At 60.0% G+C, this 17,069-nt stretch carries 17 protein-coding genes; 5 read left to right on the forward strand and 12 right to left on the reverse strand.

The genetic code is table 11. From position 1 onward, the window contains the following. Positions 1-33: 33 nt before the first annotated feature. Positions 34-336 carry a hypothetical protein gene (locus tag ACE3O2_RS16725; RefSeq protein WP_374339448.1) on the reverse strand — a complete coding sequence of 101 codons (303 nt, stop codon included), beginning with the start codon at positions 334-336 and terminating at the stop codon, positions 34-36. 12 nt (positions 337-348) lie between these two features. Then, the gene (creD, locus tag ACE3O2_RS16730; RefSeq protein ID WP_374339451.1) at positions 349-1,731 is read right to left on the reverse strand and encodes a cell envelope integrity protein CreD; all 1,383 of its coding nucleotides are present in this window, start codon (positions 1,729-1,731) and stop codon (positions 349-351) included. 141 nt (positions 1,732-1,872) lie between these two features. Here creD and ACE3O2_RS16735 point away from each other — a divergent pair, with 141 nt between their 5' ends. After that, positions 1,873-3,009, forward strand: coding sequence for a methyltransferase (locus tag ACE3O2_RS16735; protein ID WP_374339453.1), 1,137 nt, complete (start codon positions 1,873-1,875; stop codon positions 3,007-3,009). Positions 3,010-3,022: 13 nt separating this feature from the next. Here ACE3O2_RS16735 and ACE3O2_RS16740 read toward each other — a convergent pair whose 3' ends face one another. From ACE3O2_RS16740 to creB, 3 genes are read right to left on the reverse strand one after another with little or no spacing between them, the layout of a single operon-like run. Continuing rightward, on the reverse strand, positions 3,023-4,189 hold the full coding sequence (locus tag ACE3O2_RS16740; RefSeq protein ID WP_374339456.1) for a hypothetical protein: 1,167 nt from the start codon (positions 4,187-4,189) through the stop codon (positions 3,023-3,025). Positions 4,190-4,191: 2 nt separating this feature from the next. Continuing rightward, the gene (gene creC / locus ACE3O2_RS16745) at positions 4,192-5,631 is read right to left on the reverse strand and encodes a two-component system sensor histidine kinase CreC (RefSeq protein WP_374339458.1); all 1,440 of its coding nucleotides are present in this window, start codon (positions 5,629-5,631) and stop codon (positions 4,192-4,194) included. A gap of 1 nt (position 5,632) precedes the next feature. After that, positions 5,633-6,304: a two-component system response regulator CreB gene (gene creB, locus ACE3O2_RS16750; RefSeq protein ID WP_374339460.1), complete on the reverse strand. Its 672-nt coding sequence runs from the start codon at positions 6,302-6,304 to the stop codon at positions 5,633-5,635. Between the two features lie 350 nt (positions 6,305-6,654). On the opposite strand from creB, the gene ACE3O2_RS16755 reads away from it, so the two are divergent. Next, a complete protein-coding gene (locus tag ACE3O2_RS16755) occupies positions 6,655-7,941 on the forward strand; it encodes a WD40/YVTN/BNR-like repeat-containing protein (RefSeq protein ID WP_374339463.1) in 1,287 nt (428 codons plus the stop codon). A 61-nt stretch (positions 7,942-8,002) separates the two neighbouring features. On the opposite strand, the gene ACE3O2_RS16760 is transcribed toward ACE3O2_RS16755, so the two are convergent. The 3 genes from ACE3O2_RS16760 to hppD are packed head-to-tail and all read right to left on the reverse strand — an operon-like array spanning position 8,003 to position 11,306. After that, the gene (locus tag ACE3O2_RS16760) at positions 8,003-8,989 is read right to left on the reverse strand and encodes a fumarylacetoacetate hydrolase family protein (RefSeq protein ID WP_374339465.1); all 987 of its coding nucleotides are present in this window, start codon (positions 8,987-8,989) and stop codon (positions 8,003-8,005) included. Positions 8,990-8,996: 7 nt separating this feature from the next. Beyond that, positions 8,997-10,139, reverse strand: coding sequence for a homogentisate 1,2-dioxygenase (locus tag ACE3O2_RS16765; RefSeq protein WP_374339467.1), 1,143 nt, complete (start codon positions 10,137-10,139; stop codon positions 8,997-8,999). 57 nt (positions 10,140-10,196) lie between these two features. Continuing rightward, a complete protein-coding gene (gene hppD, locus ACE3O2_RS16770) occupies positions 10,197-11,306 on the reverse strand; it encodes a 4-hydroxyphenylpyruvate dioxygenase (protein WP_374339469.1) in 1,110 nt (369 codons plus the stop codon). A gap of 155 nt (positions 11,307-11,461) precedes the next feature. Here hppD and ACE3O2_RS16775 point away from each other — a divergent pair, with 155 nt between their 5' ends. After that, on the forward strand, positions 11,462-11,953 hold the full coding sequence (locus ACE3O2_RS16775) for an Lrp/AsnC family transcriptional regulator (protein ID WP_374339471.1): 492 nt from the start codon (positions 11,462-11,464) through the stop codon (positions 11,951-11,953). 52 nt (positions 11,954-12,005) lie between these two features. Here ACE3O2_RS16775 and ACE3O2_RS16780 read toward each other — a convergent pair whose 3' ends face one another. Beyond that, positions 12,006-12,524, reverse strand: coding sequence for a MarR family winged helix-turn-helix transcriptional regulator (locus ACE3O2_RS16780; RefSeq protein WP_374339473.1), 519 nt, complete (start codon positions 12,522-12,524; stop codon positions 12,006-12,008). A 66-nt stretch (positions 12,525-12,590) separates the two neighbouring features. Here ACE3O2_RS16780 and ACE3O2_RS16785 point away from each other — a divergent pair, with 66 nt between their 5' ends. After that, complete coding sequence (locus ACE3O2_RS16785; RefSeq protein WP_374339475.1) at positions 12,591-13,457, forward strand: EamA family transporter; 867 nt, start codon at positions 12,591-12,593, stop codon at positions 13,455-13,457. A gap of 34 nt (positions 13,458-13,491) precedes the next feature. Continuing rightward, positions 13,492-14,106, forward strand: coding sequence for a nitroreductase family protein (locus tag ACE3O2_RS16790; RefSeq protein WP_374339477.1), 615 nt, complete (start codon positions 13,492-13,494; stop codon positions 14,104-14,106). A gap of 9 nt (positions 14,107-14,115) precedes the next feature. Here the strand turns inward: ACE3O2_RS16790 and ACE3O2_RS16795 are convergent, their stop codons facing one another. The 3 genes from ACE3O2_RS16795 to guaB form a co-directional block, all read right to left on the reverse strand. Continuing rightward, positions 14,116-14,766, reverse strand: a complete 651-nt coding sequence (locus tag ACE3O2_RS16795) for a hypothetical protein (RefSeq protein WP_374339479.1) — start codon at positions 14,764-14,766, stop codon at positions 14,116-14,118. A gap of 11 nt (positions 14,767-14,777) precedes the next feature. Continuing rightward, a complete protein-coding gene (gene maiA / locus ACE3O2_RS16800) occupies positions 14,778-15,419 on the reverse strand; it encodes a maleylacetoacetate isomerase (RefSeq protein ID WP_374339481.1) in 642 nt (213 codons plus the stop codon). An 84-nt stretch (positions 15,420-15,503) separates the two neighbouring features. Then, positions 15,504-16,964 (reverse strand): IMP dehydrogenase, encoded by a 1,461-nt coding sequence (gene guaB / locus ACE3O2_RS16805; RefSeq protein ID WP_374339483.1) that lies wholly within the window; start codon positions 16,962-16,964, stop codon positions 15,504-15,506. Between the last annotated feature and the right edge of the window lie 105 nt (positions 16,965-17,069).

Below are 17,069 nucleotides of genomic sequence, written 5' to 3' on the forward strand. Positions count from 1 at the left end.
ACCTGAGCCGGATGGCAGCCGCAAATCATCAGCTCATGGATGGTGCAGGGTGCGTGGTGGCTCGGCTGGGGTATCACTGCGCAACACCCAGCGCACTGCCAGCCCGACCAGATGGGCGATGCTGTAGATGACCAGCACTTCCCGCCCCAGCTGGCTGAGCAGGGGACTGACGCGGAACAGGGTGATGCTGTGCTGCAGCGTGAATTCCAGCCAGCTGAGCAGCAGCAGGGTGCTGATGGTGACCGCATAGACCCGGAAGGGCCCTCGCCACACCAGCATGGGGCAGATCAGGATCAGCATCAGCGGTACACCGAGAATGTAGAGGGCGTAGGTCATGGCGGTCTCCGGTTAGCGGACTTCGTCCGGGTTGGATGGGTCCAGCATGCTGGTTCGGGTTCTGGCCTGGGTTGCCGTGGGTGCGACTGCAGGCTGCGGGGTAGGCGCACCGACCTGATACCAGTCGAGACGGCGGGTCAGCAGCATGATGGTGGTGAGCACAGCGAACAGCAGCAAGGTACCCAGCAGCAGGGCGGACTCCTCCGATTGCAGCAGGCCGTACAGCGCGCCGTACAGGATGGAGAGCATCAGGAAGAAGCCCAGAGCCCGGCCCCGGCTACCCAGCATGTAGCGGCTGTAGTAGGTAATCAGCCCGACGCAGGCCACGCTGGCGGTACTGTAGGCCTGCGGGAAGCCGATATGCTCGGCCAGTGCCAGCAGCAGCAGGAAGAACATCGCCAGCGCGGTGCCGACCAGTGCGTACTGGATCGGGTGGATGCGTACCTGGTAGAGGGTTTCCATCAAAAAGCAGGCGACGAAGGTCAGCAGCACAAACAGCACGCCGTACTTCACCGCACGCACCGCTTGCTGGTAGACATCGCCTGGCTCCACCAGGGTGACGCCAAAGTTCATGTCGGTCGGCAGCTCAGCACGCTCTTTACCCGAGACGGCTTCCAGCACGCGCTGGTTCAGGTTGGTGGCGAACCAGGAGGTCTGCCAGTCTGCGGTAAAGCCGGTGCGGGTGACATTGCGGGTGGTCGGCGACAGATTGCCGTCAAACGAGGGGTGCGGCCAGTCACTCTCCAGGCTGACACGGGTATCCCGGCCAAGTGGGGTGAACTGCAAGGATTCGCTGCCACCCAGCTGCAGGTTGACGGCAAACTGGTAATCTGCGGCGGCTTTCAGGTTCAGGTCTGGCAGCGGAACATGGATACCATTGCTCAGCATCGGCAACGGTGAGCCCGGCATGAAGGCGCGGCCCTGACCTTGCCACTGCAGCTCGGGCTGATTATGGATGCCGCGCGAATCGCTGACCCCCACCACCAGATACGGCACCCCCAGCCTCAAAGTATTCGATTCTGCTGGCAGATCGGCGGGCTCCAGCCGGAACTGGCCGGACAAATCGCCATCCATCGCAAAGCGGCGTACCCGGTACAGGCTCCGATACAGCACATCGCTCTTCAGCTTGCCCTTGACGGCCAGCTGCTGCGGCAGGATGACATGCTGACGCGTGGTTACCGTACCATCGGACGGGTTGAGTACATCATAGGGCACCACCAGTATCGGCCCGGTGACGGTCTGCGGCAGGTTGCCGCTTTGCATCAGGCTGCTGCGTACTTCATGGCGGTGCGCCGCACGCTCTTCGACCAGCCGCTCTACGGCGGTCAGTGGTAACAGTAGGAGCAGGAACAGGCTCCCGATCAACATCAGTTTAATGAACAGGGTTCGTGACATGACAGACAGGCTCCGTGGGGAAGATGGCGCCAGTCTGCGGTGCGTCTGTGTGGGCATGATGCGCTGAATATGTGCGCTGTGTGTGCAGGGTAGGGCACACAGGCTGGTACACTGTACGGCAAGCCGCAACAGGAGCAGGGTGTGACCGCAGTAACCGTAAATTGGCTGGATCGCCAGGGCCAGCCGCAGCAGGCGCGCTGGCAATCCGAGAATGGCACCCCGGCACCGGGTCAGCTGCAATGTGTCGACGACCAGCTATCGGCCAGCGAGGCCTTCCGGCTGGTGTCCAGCGGGGTTGGCTTGCTGTGGCAGGGGGATTACCACAATGCCCGCCAGCTGCTGCAAGCGCTGTCCCGCCGGGTGGACAAGCCACCGCGCAATCCGCCGCCTCCCGCCAAAACGCCGGGCGAGGCCTTCCAGCGGCAGCGGCAACAGTTGGCACGTCGTGCTGGGCTGCTCTCCCTGCTGCTGATCCAGATTGAAGCTGACCACCGCATAGCCTTGCGCCGCGCACAGGATGTGCAGCAAGCCTGCCTGGAAGCGTATGGCGAACAGTCTGGCCCCTATGTGCTGTCGCTGCGCGAGCTGCTCGGGGTGATTGGCGCCCACGAATGGCGCAAGAAGGGGGTGTCGGTGCCTGCGCTGGCGGGCGATGCCATTCACCCGCACTATGGCGTATTCTCGCCGGTACGCGGTGAGTATGTCGATCTGGTGGCGCAAGCGCCATTGCCCGCCGGGGTGGAGCAGGCGTTCGACATTGGCACCGGCAGTGGCGTGTTGGCAGCGGTACTGGCGCGGCGCGGTATCCGTCAGGTCATCGCCACCGATCAGGACCCACGCGCGCTGGCCTGTGCTACGGATAACCTGCAGCGGCTGGGGCTGGCGGCACAAGTCACTGTCATGCAGGCTGACCTGTTCCCGCCCGGGCAAGCCCCGCTGGTGGTCTGCAACCCGCCGTGGCTACCGACACAGCCCAGCTCGGCGATTGAGTACGCGGTGTACGACCCGGATAGCCGCATGCTGCGCGGTTTCCTGAACGAGCTGGCGGCCCATCTCACCCCGCAGGGCGAAGGCTGGTTGATCATGTCAGACCTCGCCGAGCACCTCGGCCTGCGGCAAGCGGGTCAGCTACAAGGCTGGATTGCGGATGCCGGCCTCAAGGTACTGGGCCGACTGGACACCCGCCCCCGCCACGGCAAGGCGCGGGACACGAGCGACCCGCTGCACCAGGCCCGTGCTGCCGAAGTCACCAGCCTGTGGCGGCTGGGGCGGGCGTGAGCCTGCTGGCTACTCAGGAGGGCGTGGGGCCGTTGTCAGTGGGCATGCCCTCAATGCAGTAATCTGCGTGGTCGATACGCGCCAGCAAGGCCAGCGTATGTTGCTGGAGCGCGTGGAGGCGGGCCGGGCTGAGCTGGCCCTCCACGATGGCCTCCACCCAGAAAGAGGTCTCCCGAAAGCGTACCTTCAAGCCATCAATGCAGGTGTAAAACACATTGTAATCGCTACCCTCGCTCACCTCGTCGGCGACACCCGGCAACATATAGAGGCTCTGCAAGGCTTCCAGATCGGGCGACTCCGGGTGTTGCCAGTATCTTGGCGTCGAGAATCCGGGGTTGGCCTGATCCCACGCCTCCCGGCGGGTGTCCCACAATCGGTTGCGCTGTTTATCCACGCGGTGCATGACCCAGTGCTGCCAGCCTTTCCGGCTCAGGCGCTGCCACAACCCGCAGCGGGTATCGAAGGACCAGTCTTCCACATTTTCCCGCATTGCAGGCTCGTCGCCCAGCCAGAGCTCGCCGCCGCGGATGAGCAGGGTATGGCCGTCCGCCATGAGCGTCGCTTCGTGCTGGTGGAGCCAGCCGGGTGATTCGCCATGGGTCGGGACTGCCTCGATTCGCAGGGTGGTCAGTGACAGCTTGTACACCGGGGTGGTGTGAACCTGACGGCTTTCGGGGTAGCCCAGTCTGCCGATGATGTAGATATCGTCCCCCACCCGTGTGGCGCTATGAAAATCGGTGGGTGGAAAATCTGCTTCCGGATAGCCATAGATGGCGATTTGACCATCCGGCGCGATGATGGTGACATCGTTGTAGATGTAGAAGTCCGGGTCGTAATGGTCTTCATGCTCGCCGCCGATATAAACCACCCGGCCATCGGGCAGGGTGGTTTCGCTCTGGCCAAAGCGGTCAAAGCACCACATGGGGCCTGCATCGAAAGGCGAGGGGCCGAAGTACTGCTCATTCGCCTGAAAGGCATTCCAGTGAGTACGGACCAGCCAGTGCCACAGTGGATGGTCAAATCGGGTCGGGTGCTGGATTCCGCGCCGTACACCACGCCAGGCAAGGAATTCTTCCGGGCTGAGTTCCGGCTTGGGCTCGGCTTTACGGCGTCGGTCAGCTTCTTCCTTTAACTGCTCCTGCTCCCACCAGTCGTCAAAGTCTTGTGCTTCGGAGGTCATTATTATGCGTTACCTTGTCGTAAGGGCAGGCTGAGCACCACTTCCACCCCGCCCTGCGGGTGGTTGTGCAGGTCAATCTGGCCGTGGTGCAGGTCGATCACTTCGCGTACAAAGGGCAGGCCAAGGCCGGTGCTTTTCTTGCCGCTATCCGGGCGCGGCAGGGAGTAGAAGCGCTCGAAGAGGCGCGGTAGTGCGTAATCCGGGATGCCGCTGCCGTGGTCGCGCAGGGTGAGCTGCAGCTGCGGGCCCTGTGCTTGCCAGCCCAGTTCAATACGGCCACCCTGCGGGCTGAAGTCGATGGCGTTGTCCAGCAGGTTGCCCAGCGCCTGCCCGAGCAGGAAGCGGTCCCCTTCAAGCTTGAGGGCGAGGGGATCGGGGAGCGCCAGTTGGAGCTGCCGCTGCTGCAGGCGGGGGCTGCGTGATTCGGCCAGCTCTGCCAGCAAGGCGGGCAGGTCGATGGCCTCCACCCGCTGCAAATGCTGCAGGGATTCCACACTGGCCTGCCCCAGCATCTTGTCTATCAGATCCTGCAGCCGTAGCGTTTGCTCCGATACATGCTGGGCAAAGCGCTGGCGCTCAGCCGGTGGCAAATCTTCATGCAGCAGCTCCGCCGCGCCGCGGATGGCGGCGAGCGGGCTCTTCATTTCATGGGTGAGGGTGTGGACGTAATGCTCCACATACTGCTTGCCTTCCAGCTTCTCGCGCATGGTAGCCAGCGCCTGGCTCAGTGAGGCCAGCTCGCTGCTGCCGAGCGCGGGTGGCGTAGCCCGCTCGCCGCGGCTGACCAGGGTGGCGTATTGCACCAGCTGGTTGAGCGAGCCGGTGATCCACAGCGAGAACAGGATGCCAATGGCGAGTGACAGCAGTAGCAACCACAGCCCGCCACGCACCACCGACTGCTGGCTCTTGTCGACAAAAGGCTGCACGGTAGAGATGGGCTTGGCGACGGTCAGCACCCCCAGCAGGCCTTGCGCATCGCGAATCGGGGCGGCAACGTGCATCACGCTGCTGCTCTCATCGTCTGGATTGCTGCGGGTGCTGCGCGCGCCGTACTTGCCGCGCAGGGTGAGGTAGACATCGTTCCAGCGCGAGAAATCCTTGCCGACATCCTTGCTGTCGGAGTCAAAAATCACGATGCCACGGGTATCGGTGATGTAGACCCGGTAATCAATCTGCTGCTTGCGTACCCCCCAGATCACCGCCTGCGGCTTCCATTGCCGCATCTCATGCAGCGCGGCGGCAAAGGCGCCGTCATGCAATGTTTGCTTGCGCAGCTCCGGCGCCGCCATATGTGCCAGCAGGTGCGCGGTATCGTTCAGCCCGTCTTCCATCGACTGGCTGATGCCTGGCTTTACCTCATCGCGGAAGGTATTCATCACAAACCACGCGCCCACTGCCACGATCAGCACATAGCTCAGCAAAATACGCAGGCTGACCCGCATTTCAGCCCGCCAGACTCAGGCTGTAACCCAGACCACGATGGGTCTGGATCGGGTCACGCTCGGCATCCACCTCGCGCAGCTTGGCACGCAAGGTCTTGATATGGCCATCCACCGTCCGCTCCAGCGTCTCGGTACGGTCCTGCCACACCTGATCCATCAGCTGCGCCCGGCTGAACACCTGCTCCGGCCGCGCCAGCAGCGTGGCCAGCAGTTGATACTCGAAGCGGGTAAGCAGCAGCCACTGGCCGCAGTAGCGGATGCGCGCTGCCGCTGCATCATGCTCAAACAGCGCAGGCGGCGCACTGCGCACCCGCGTGCGCTTAAGGATGGTCTTCACCCGCGCGCAGACCTCACGCGGGCTGAAAGGCTTGGTTACATAGTCATCAGCACCAATCTCCAGCCCCACCACCCGGTCGATCTCGCTATTGCGCGCGCTGAGGAAGAGGATGGGCACATCGGAGTGCTGGCGAATCTGCTTGCACAGCTCAAAGCCATTGCCATCCGGCAGGCCAATGTCGAGGATCAGCAGATCAAACGCCTGCTGCCGCTGCGCCACCAGTGCATCCCGCACCAGGCTGGTGTGCTGCACGGCAAAGCCATCAGTCTGCAAGGCATAGATCAAGGAATCCGCAATCGCGGCCTCGTCTTCCAGTAACAGGAGGGAAGGTTTCATGGCGGTGACTGTACGGGAAAGCGACGAGGGTGCCAAGGTAGTTTAAAGTTCAGGTAGAGAATATTTTATCAAGGTCAGGCATAATTATCATATGTCGGATTTTTACTAATAGTCAGAAAGATTGGAAGATGATATTTCGAGTTGCATTTTTCATAATATCATGTCTGCAGCTTGTGGGTTGCGTGACTAATAATAGGATAACTAGTCCAAATCAAGGGGCTGTTGTCGTTAAGCTGTCTTTGTCAAGTCCAAGGGTTAATAATGGTGTAAATACTTCACCAGAGATATGGGTTAGACGAATTTCTGGAGAGGATGGCAAGGGTAGTGCCATCCTCATACCAGCCATAAACATGGCAAACAAGCCTACCCCTATTCATGCAGCAGCGCTTATGGAGGGGGTCTATGAAGTTGAAACTATTGGAGCAAGGCTTGGCTGTATCAACATGCTGGTTTGTAAAGGCTATGATGTACTGATTGATGATAAGAGTTTTCGTTTTTCCATTGAGCCGGGTAAATTAACGGATCTTGGAATGATCGTGGTGGGTTTGCCTGATGAGGCAGATAAGGTGCTGGCTACGCATCAGGTTGCGAAAGGTATCAAATCTGAGAGTTATTTAAGAGAGTTGGTTCCGGGTTTGACTAGCGCTATTAATGGTAAGGCTTTGTCATGGTCCGATCCTGCCTTGGAAGGGCGCGGGGTAGCACTTGCCAAGATTAAGCGTGATGATTTTTTACTTGGCAACTTAAAACACCTTAATGATTCGAATTATTTGGCTGTTGGGCCCGATGTTGTCTACAAGGTCAATATTAACAATGGGCGTGTTAATGTAATTGATGTGGGGGCAGGAGCCCCGCTAGACACAATACTACCAGTATCAGACCGTGTCTGGCTGGCAGGTGGCTTTGGGGAGCTTGTGCAGACAGATGACGCTGGAGCTTCGTGGCATTCTGTTTTGGAAAATCTGCCTTTGGGTTTTGTGGTGGACTTGAAAAAATGGAAGGAAAATTTGATTGTTACGTTACTTCGTAATGGTAATGTTGAGATATATGGCAAACCTATTTCAAGCGGTAAATGGGAGCTTTGGGCGAGTTACCTAGGGAAGCCTGATAACTTGGATGGGACCGGTTTGGCGTGGATTGATCCGGTATCGTTTATCATTGAAGATAAATTAGTAACCACTGTTCCCGGGGCGGAAATGGCAATTCTTGATATACTCAGCCGAAAGAGTCGAGTATATCCTTTGCCGGGAAAGGCATTGCAATTTTCAGTGTCTGGTGATGGACGCTTGAGGTGTCAGTGCATGCCATGGGTTATTATTAATCAATATGAAAGTATGGATATTGGAGGGACGTGGCAGGGGTCATCATATTCTCACTTAATGAATGTTCCTTTCTTCAAGGACAAGATGCATGGTGTCGGCTATGAAAAGGGAATAATGTTTCGTGGAAAGTTGAAATACACTGAAGATGGTGGTTTGACATGGAAGGAGAGTCAACAGCCAGAGTTTACTGCTAATGAAATTTTCTATAATAGTGCGAATAATAGTTTTTATGCTACAACGCCCTATCATGGGTACTTGATTAAATCAAGCGATGATGGTAAGACGTGGAGTACGGTAGCTATTCATGCTCAGTAATAATTAAAAAAAGGGCGCCTTGCGGCGCCCGAGTGGCTGAATGGGGGGAGGGTATTCGGGGTCAGCCAGGATAGGCTTGCACGGTCTGTTCGATGGCGCCGAAGAGGGACTGGCCTTGGCCGTCCAGCATTTCAATGCGTACCGTGTCGCCATATTGCAGGTAGGGGGTGCTGGGTTTGCCATCGGCCAGCGTTTCCAGCATGCGCTTCTCCGCGATGCAGGTATAGCCCTTGCTGCGGTCTACATTGGAGATGGTGCCGGAGCCGACGATGGAGCCCGCTTCCAGTTCGCGGGTCTTGGCCACGTGGGCGATCAGCTGCGGGAAGTCGAACACCATGTCCACGCCGCATTCCGGTGCGCCCACCAGCGTGCCGTTGATGCTGGCGCGCAGTGGCAGGTGTACCTTTTTGCCATCCCAGGCGGTGCCCAGCTCGTCCGGCGTGATGGCGACTGGAGAGAAGGCGGTGGCCGGTTTGCTCTGGAAGAAGCCGAAGCCCTTGGCCAGCTCGGCCGGAATCAGGTTGCGCAGGGTCACGTCGTTGACCAGCATCAGCAGGCGGATGTGGGGCGCGGCGGCTTCTGCATTGGCTCCCATCGGCACGTCGCCGGTGATCACCGCCACTTCGCCTTCCAGGTCCACGCCCCAACTGGTATCGCGTACCCAGATGGGTTCGCGCGGGCCGAGGAAGCTGTCGGAGCCGCCCTGGTACATCAACGGGTCGGTCCAGAATTCCGGCGGCATCTCGGCGCCGCGTGCCTTGCGTACCAGCTCGACGTGGTTGACGTAGGCTGAACCATCGGCCCACTGGTAGGCGCGGGGCAGCGGCGAGTGGCAGGCGGCGGGGTCGAAGGCGATGCTGCTGGCAACTTCGCCGCGATTGAGCGCCAGGTAGATTTCCTGCAGCCGGGGGGCCACGCTGTCCCACTGGTCCAGCGCGGATTGCAGGGTGGTGGCGATCTGCGGTACGGCTACCGCACGGCTGAGGTCGCGGCTGACCAGGACCAGCGTGCCGTCACGGCCGCCTTGTTTGAGGGTGGCGAGTTTCATGGTGTGCTCAGGCCTTGGGTTTCCAGGAGTGGACGTATTCCTTGACTTCGACCCGGCGGGCGCCGTCAAGGATATCTACCGGGAAGCGGGTGTCGATCATCACTGCCACTTCGTCGGTTTCCTTCTTTGGCGCGGTTTGCGAGAGCGCAAAGGCTTTCGGGTGCGGGCCGTGGGTGAAGCCGTAGGGGTGCAGCGTCAGCATGCCGGGGTGGATGTTGTCGCGGCTGAAGAAGTTGCCCCGGTGGTAGAACAGGATTTCGTCGTAGTCGTCGTTGTTGTGATAGAACGGCACCTTCAGCGCACCGGGGTCGGATTCGATCGGGCGCGGTACAAAGGTGCAGACCACAAAGTTGCGGCCAATGAAGGTGCTGTGCGCGCTGGGTGGCAGGTGGTAGCGATGGCTCATCAGCGGGCGGATGTCGCGCCAGTTGAGCCGGCAGGCCATCAGGTCGCCGTGCCAGCCCACGGTATCCAGCGGGTTGAACGGGTAGGTGATGACGGAGAGCTCACCACGGCGCTTCAGTACCACGCGCCATTCACCATTGCCATCGAAGCTGGTGGTTTTCTGTGCCTCAAAGGCCTCATCCAGCTTAGGTGTATCCAGCACCATCGGGTCGAAAATGGCTTGCGGGCCGAGGATGCCTTTTTCCGGTACCTGGTAGGCGCCATTCACCGCTTCGATCAGCAGCAGCTGGGTGGGGGAGCTGGGCGCCAGGCGCCACATGGCACCCCGTGGCAGCAGCAGGTAGTCACCATCGCGGTAGGGCAGGTGGCCCCAGTCGCAGAACAGCGCGCCTTCGCCTTCGTGGATGAACAGCAGCTCGTCGCCATCGGCGTTGCGCACCAGATGGTCCATCGGTGCATCTACTTGCCAGTAGCGAATGTGGGTGTCGCCATTGCCAAACAGGCCGTGGGCATCCCACGGGCTGCTGCCGGAGGGCGGCAACTCTACCGTATCAAAGGCGTGCGGTTGCAGCGGGCCTTCGAACTTGACCCAGCCAGTCGGAGGGTTGGCATGGTGGAAGTGGGCTGTCGGGCCAAAAAAGCCTTCCTTGCCCATTTCGCGCTCATAGGTGCCGCTTGGCAGGTCGCAATGGGCTTGCCGGGAATAGGTACCTTCGGCGCGGGGGTAACTCAACCAGCGACGCATCATGGTCTCCAGGTCAGTCTGTCAAGCCGGGCTGGGGTGCCCGGCACTGAATTGAGCTCAGGCGGCGGCCGGGTCTTCCAGCACGCCACGGCGAATCTGGTCGAGCTCGATCGAGTCGAACAGTGCCTTGAAGTTGCCTTCGCCAAAGCCTTCGTTGCCCTTGCGCTGGATCAGCTCGAAGAAGATCGGGCCAATCACCGTTTCGGTGAAGATCTGCAGCAGGTAACCCTGGCCTTCGCTCGGCGCACCGTCGATCAGGATCTTGTGCTTGTGCAGTACCGATACGTCTTCCTGATGACCTGCCACGCGGGTATCCACCGCCTCGTAGTAGGAATCCGGCGTATCGAGGAATTTGATGCCATTGGCCTTCATGGCTTCAATGGTGGCGGCAATGTCGTTGGTACCCAGCGCAATGTGCTGGATGCCTTCCCCATTATAGGCACGCAGGTATTCTTCGATCTGGCTCTTGTCGTCGGAGGACTCGTTGATCGGAATGCGAATCTTGCCGCAGGCGCTGGTCATGGCTTGCGACTTCAGGCCGGTCAGCTTGCCTTCGATGTCGAAGTAGCGAATCTCGCGGAAGTTGAACAGCTTCTCATAGAAGCCGGACCACACCGACATGCGACCACGGTGTACGTTGTGGGTCAGATGGTCGATATAGGTCAGGCCTGCGCCCACCCATTCTGCACTACCGTCGTCTTCCAGCGGTACAAAGTCCACGTCATAGATGGATTGCTTGCCGTAGCGGTCCACCAGATAGACCGGGCAGCCGCCGATCCCCTTGATGGCGGGGATGTTCAGTTCCATCGGGCCATATTGCTGCACGAAAGGCTCAGCCCCCAGGCTGATGGCGCGGTCGTAAGCGGCTTTGGCATCCTTGACGCGGAACGCCATGGCACAGGCCGAAGGGCCGTGCACACGGGCAAAGCTCTGTGCAAAGCTGTCCGGCTCGGCGTTGACGATGAAGTTCACCTCGCCCTGACGGAACAGGGTCACATCCTTGGTACGGTGTTTGGCCACCGCCTTGAAGCCCAGCTGGCGGAACAGGGTTTTCAGCTGTTCGGGGTCCGGTGCGGTGTATTCCACGAACTCGAAACCGTCTGTACCCATCGGGTTGTCCCACAGCGCGGGCGGGGTGTTGTGCTGGGACACGAATTGAACCGACATGGTGTGCTCCTCATTGATCTGGGTCAAGGCGATGTCATGTCATCGCAGTGGAGAGTATGTTACGCCCCTGCCTTCAAAATTAGATGCCAAATATTGTTTGCATCTGATCAATGTAAGCAACAAAATGGAAGCCTTGTTCCTAATGAAGCAATGAAATGTCAAAGACTGTCAGACTCGATAAAACCGACCGTCGCATCCTCATGGTATTGCAGCAGGAGGGGCGGATTTCCAATATCGAGCTTGCGCGCCGGGTGTCACTTTCCCCCTCACCCTGTCTGCGACGGCTGCAGCGGCTGGAGGAAGAAGGGGTGATTGACCGCTATGTGGCGCTGGTCAACCCGGAAAAGCTGGGAGTAGGGCTGCTGGCCTATGTCAACGTGTCGCTCGACAAGCGCAACCCGCAGGCGACCGATGCTTTCAAGCAGGTGGTGCACCACTGGCCGGAAGTGACTGAGTGCTACGCCATGACCGGCGAAATGGACTATCTGCTGCGGGTAATGGTCACCGACCTGCAGCACTTCTCCCGCTTTGTGATGGACAAGGTGCTCAAACAGGCCGGGGTGCTGGACGTGAAATCCAGCTTCGCGCTGGAAGGGGTCAAACGCACCACGGCCTTGCCAATCGAGACGCTGGCAGAAGAGGACTGAGGCCGCCTTGTGTTCTGCTGTGCTCCGGGGTACTACGCAGGCCACTAATCGCCTATTGGGCAGGGCCTTCCAGCGCCTGCAGCAGGGTGGACAACTGTTCGGTCAGTGTCTGGATTACCGGCACGGGCAGGGTAGACAGGATACGGTGCTCATTGGCGACATGGGCTTCCAGCGCACGCTCGATCAGCTCGAACCCTGCCTGATTCAGCTGGACCAGCATGCTGCGGGCGTCCTGCGCATTGGGGATGCGCTCAATCAACCCTCGTGCTTCCAGACTTTTCAGCCGGTGCGTCATGGTGCCCGAAGTTACCATCAACGTGGAAAACATTGCGGTTGGGCTCAGCCGGTAGGGCGCACCTGAGCGGCGCAAGGTCGCCAGCATGTCAAACTCCCAGGCACACAGGCCAAAGTCGGCGAATATCACCTCCAGCCGGGCTTCCAGCAGGGCCGCACTGCGCATGATGCGCCCGATGGTGCCCATCGGGCTGGTATCCAGATCAGGCCGTTCGCGTTGCCACTGCGCAAGGATGTGATCAACCGCATCCCCCATGGATGGTTTTTTTTTGTTCATATGTCTTGACTTCAAGATAAATGCAAACGCACAATGTGCGCATTATAACTTGATTTGAAGATAAATATGACAGCGATTCTGCGCTATTGGCGTGATGTGATTTCAACTGCACTGGCGCCCACCATCTGGGGTTCCACTTACTTGGTCACCACGCAGTTTTTGCCGCCAAACCGTCCATTTACCGCGGCCCTGCTCCGTGCACTACCCGCTGGCCTGCTGTTATTGCTGTGGACCCGCCGCTTGCCGTTGCGCTCCGAGTGGGGGCGTCTCTTGATCCTGGCTGCTCTGAATATCGGTTTCTTCCAGGCCTTGCTGTTTGTGGCGGCTTATCGCTTGCCAGGTGGATTGGCGGCAGTGCTGGGGGCCATTCAGCCCTTGCTGGTGATGCTGCTGGCGTGGGGGGCAGATGGGCGCGCACCCGCGCGAGCCACGCTCGCCGCTGCAGCCGCTGGGGTTGTAGGCATGGCGGTACTCCTGCTCTCACCGCAAACCCGATTTGAACCCATCGGCATGGTGGCCGCTTTGCTGGGGGCGGTATGCATGGCCAGCGGGGTATGGCTTACGCGACGCTGGAAAATGACCTTACCCGTGCTGTCCCTGACGGGATGGCAATTGTTGCTCGGTGGTTTGATGTTGGCACCACTGGCGATGGTGTTTGACGTGCCATTGCCGCCGTTAAGTGTGAAACAGTGGTCCGCCTATGCCTACCTGTGCCTGGCTGGTGCTCTGCTGGCCTATGCCCTGTGGTTTCGCGGGGTATCCCGGCTGCCTACGGTAGCGGTGGCGTCACTCGGCTTGCTAAGCCCGCTGACGGCAGTGGTATTGGGGTGGCTGTGCTTGTCTCAGCGCATGACGGGGACATCACTGCTTGGCTTGCTGATGGTACTGGCGAGCGTGTTTGTGGTGCAGTGGACGTCCGTCCGGACGCGGTGACATTTTTTGATTTTATCAGAAGGGTAATACATCCATGCAGACGATCGAACAGCTCATCAACGCTCGCGTATCCGTTAACCATTTCCAGGCAGGTCGTCCTTTAGCCACGGAGACCATTCATCAGCTGGTGGCCTTGGCAACGCGTGCGCCGACGGCGTTCAATATGCAGAATTGGCGTTTTATTGCGGTCCAGTCAGCTGAGGCCAAGGCGCGCTTGCTGCAGGTGGCCAATGGCCAGGTCAAAGTGGTGGAGGCGTCGGTTTCATTCATTGTGTGCGGAAAGCTGGCAGGCTACCAGCAATTGCCCGAAGCGCTGTCTGCGAGTGTGCAGGCCCGGATCATGCCTGCACAGGTTGCCGTAAGCTGGGCTGATCTGGCGAGTACGTCGCATCGCCATGATCCGGCATTGCAGCGGGACGAGGCTTTTCGCTCCGCCTCATTGGCCTGCATGACGTTGATGCTTGCTGCGGAAGGGATGGGGCTGAGCAGTTGCCCCATCAGCGGGTTTGATGCCGACCAACTCCGTACCGCGTTTGAACTGGAACCCACTGAACTGCCTGTGATGATTATTTCGGTTGGCTATCCCGCCAGCGGCAACTGGCCGCAGAAACTGCGCAAACCGGTAGAGGAGGTCTTGTCACTGGTCTGACGGTCAGACTCAACCCGACAGGTCGGTGAAGTTCCAGCGAGCGCAATATTGCTGGAAGGGTTGTGGATGGAGGGCTGACAGGAACAGGCCGTCAGGCGCAAAACCCCCTGGGTCCGGCAGGCACCAGAGCAGGATGGGGCCTGAGCCCAGCCAGATGCGCAGTCCGTCGATGGCTACGGCTGGCCTCACGGCAGCGGGGTGCAGCTGCCGGATCTGCTCCTCTGCGGTCACCGCTGCCGGTAAGTATCGCTGGGCGCAGTAGGGGTAGCCCCCTTGCGCCAGCTGATAGTAAAGCAGGGTGTGCAAGAAGCCCTCGATCGGCTGGGGCTCGGGGTAGGCCTCTTTCTCGCCAAGGTCGGGTATCTGAAAAACCGAACCAGCATGATCCACACTCCAGTAACAGACTTGTTGGTGTTCCTCCAGAAAAACGATGCGACCTTGATGAAGACTCAACTGCTGTGGACTGGCAAAGCGCTGAAAGGACTCCGTCAGCACCTCGACCCGCCCCAGGTGCTGATAAAACAGGCGTAGTGCAAAGGGAAGGGAGATGCCCAGACGCGTTTCTGCCTGCCTTAGCTCGACCTCAGGAAGACCGTCCTCGACGCTCAGGGGGCGATCCAGGAGCACCCTGGTTTCGTCCAGAAATGTAGCGAAAGGCACGCGATGTACCCTCAGGCAGCATCTGCCTGTTGCTCCGGCGCCGCATCGTGGAAGGCGGGCAGGCTCAGGCAGTGCTGCTCGATGCGGGCGAGGGTTGGCCAGTGCTGTGCCGGGTCCAGCTGGTAGCGCCGGGCGTTATACAGCTGCGGGATCAGGCAGAGATCGGCCAGCGTGGGGTGGTCGCCCACACAGCAGCGCCCGGCCTGTTGGGCAATCTGGGTTTCCAGTGCATCCAGTCCGAGACGGAGCCAGTGCAGGTACCAGTCGGTTTTCTGGGCATCGCTGACCTGGAGCGTGTTGCTGAGGTATTGCAGGATGCGCAGGTTGTTGACCGGGTGAATGTCGCAGGCAATGCTCAGCGCAATGGCGCGGATGTGGGCGCGCTGGGCGGCATCACCCGGCAGCAGCGGCGGCTGCGGGTGGCATTCGTCCAGGTATTCGCAGATCGCCAGCGACTGGGTGAGGGCATGCGGGCCATCCACCAGCGTGGGCACCAGCTCCTGGGGGTTGAGGCTACGGTAGGATTCGCCATGCTGCTGGCCGCCGTCTTTCAGCAAATGCACCGGGATGTGCTCGGCAGTCAGCCCTTTGAGATTCAGCGCAATGCGCACGCGGTAGGCTGCGCTGGAACGAAAGTAGGTGTAGAGCTGCATGGGCTGGGGCTCCGTTTCAACGTCGTGTTAAAAAGGCGGCTGTCAGAGTGACAGCCGCCTTGCAGGACCGGGTTGCTTCCGCGCTTACTCCATGCGGTAGTTCGGTGCTTCCTTGGTGATCTGCACGTCGTGGACGTGGCTTTCACGTACCCCGGCGCTGGTGATCTGCACAAACTCGGCGCGATCCTTCACATCGGCAATGCTGGCGCAACCCAGGTAGCCCATGCTGGAGCGCAGGCCGCCCATCAGCTGGTGGATGACGGCGCTGATCGGCCCCTTATAGGGGACGCGACCTTCGATGCCTTCCGGTACCAGCTTTTCGGCATTGCCTTCATTGTCCTGGAAGTAGCGGTCGCTGGAGCCTTGCTGCATGGCACCGAGCGAACCCATGCCACGGTAAGATTTGTAGGAGCGGCCCTGATACAGCTCGGTTTCACCGGGCGCTTCTTCGGTACCGGCAAACAGCCCACCCAGCATCACGCAATCGGCACCGGCGGCAATCGCCTTGGAGATGTCACCCGAGAAACGGATGCCACCGTCCGCGATCAGCGGTACACCGGTATTGGCCAGCGCCGTGGCGACGTTGTCGATGGCGGTGATCTGCGGCACCCCCACACCGGCCACAATCCGGGTGGTGCAGATGGAGCCAGGGCCAATGCCCACCTTGACCGCATCGGCGCCATGATCAGCCAGCGCACGAGCCGCGTCGCCGGTGGCGATGTTGCCGCCAATCACCTGCACATGCGGGAAATGCTTTTTCACCCACTCTACCCGTTTGAGCACGCCTTCCGAGTGGCCATGTGCGGTGTCGACCACGATGACGTCTACGCCCGCTTCGGCCAGCAAGGTTACGCGCTCTTCGGTGCCTTCACCGACGCCAACAGCCGCGCCCACGCGCAGACGGCCGAGGTCATCCTTGCACGCCAGCGGGTGTTCGCTGGATTTCAGAATGTCTTTTACCGTGATCAGGCCGCGCAGCTCGAAAGCCTCGTTGATCACCAGCACGCGCTCCAGGCGGTGCTGGTGCATCAGGTTCATGGCTTCTTCACGGCTGGCGCCTTCGCGCACGGTGACCAGACGGTCACGCGGGGTCATGATGCTGGACACCGGCTGATCCAGCCGGTTTTCAAAGCGCAGGTCGCGGTTGGTGACAATGCCGACCACCTTGCCGTGGTCGACCACCGGCAAACCCGAGATACGATGCTGACGGGTGAGTGCCATCACTTCGCGCACGGTCAGGCTGGACGGAATGGTGATCGGGTCTTTGACCACGCCACTTTCGAAGCGTTTGACCTTGGACACTTCACGCGCCTGCTTTTCAGCGGGCATGTTCTTGTGCACGATGCCAATGCCACCTTCCTGTGCCAGCGCAATCGCCAGCCGGGCTTCGGTCACGGTGTCCATGGCAGCGGACAGCAGCGGGATGTTCAGGGTGATGTTGCGGCTCAGGCGGGTGGTCAGGCTCACGTCTCGCGGCAGGATGGCGGAGTGCGCCGGAACCAGCAGGACATCGTCGAAAGTGAGGGCTTGTCGAATGACACGCATCGGGGGGTTCCTTCCGGCAAAGCAGAATTATATCGAAAACAGCCACTTGCGGTAAAGGCGCTGGCCGTTTGTCTACCACTGTTGTGCCGGGGGTTGGAGACCCTA

The sequence above is a fragment of the Leeia sp. genome, from assembly GCF_041909055.1.
Classification (GTDB): domain Bacteria; phylum Pseudomonadota; class Gammaproteobacteria; order Burkholderiales; family Leeiaceae; genus Leeia; species Leeia aquatica.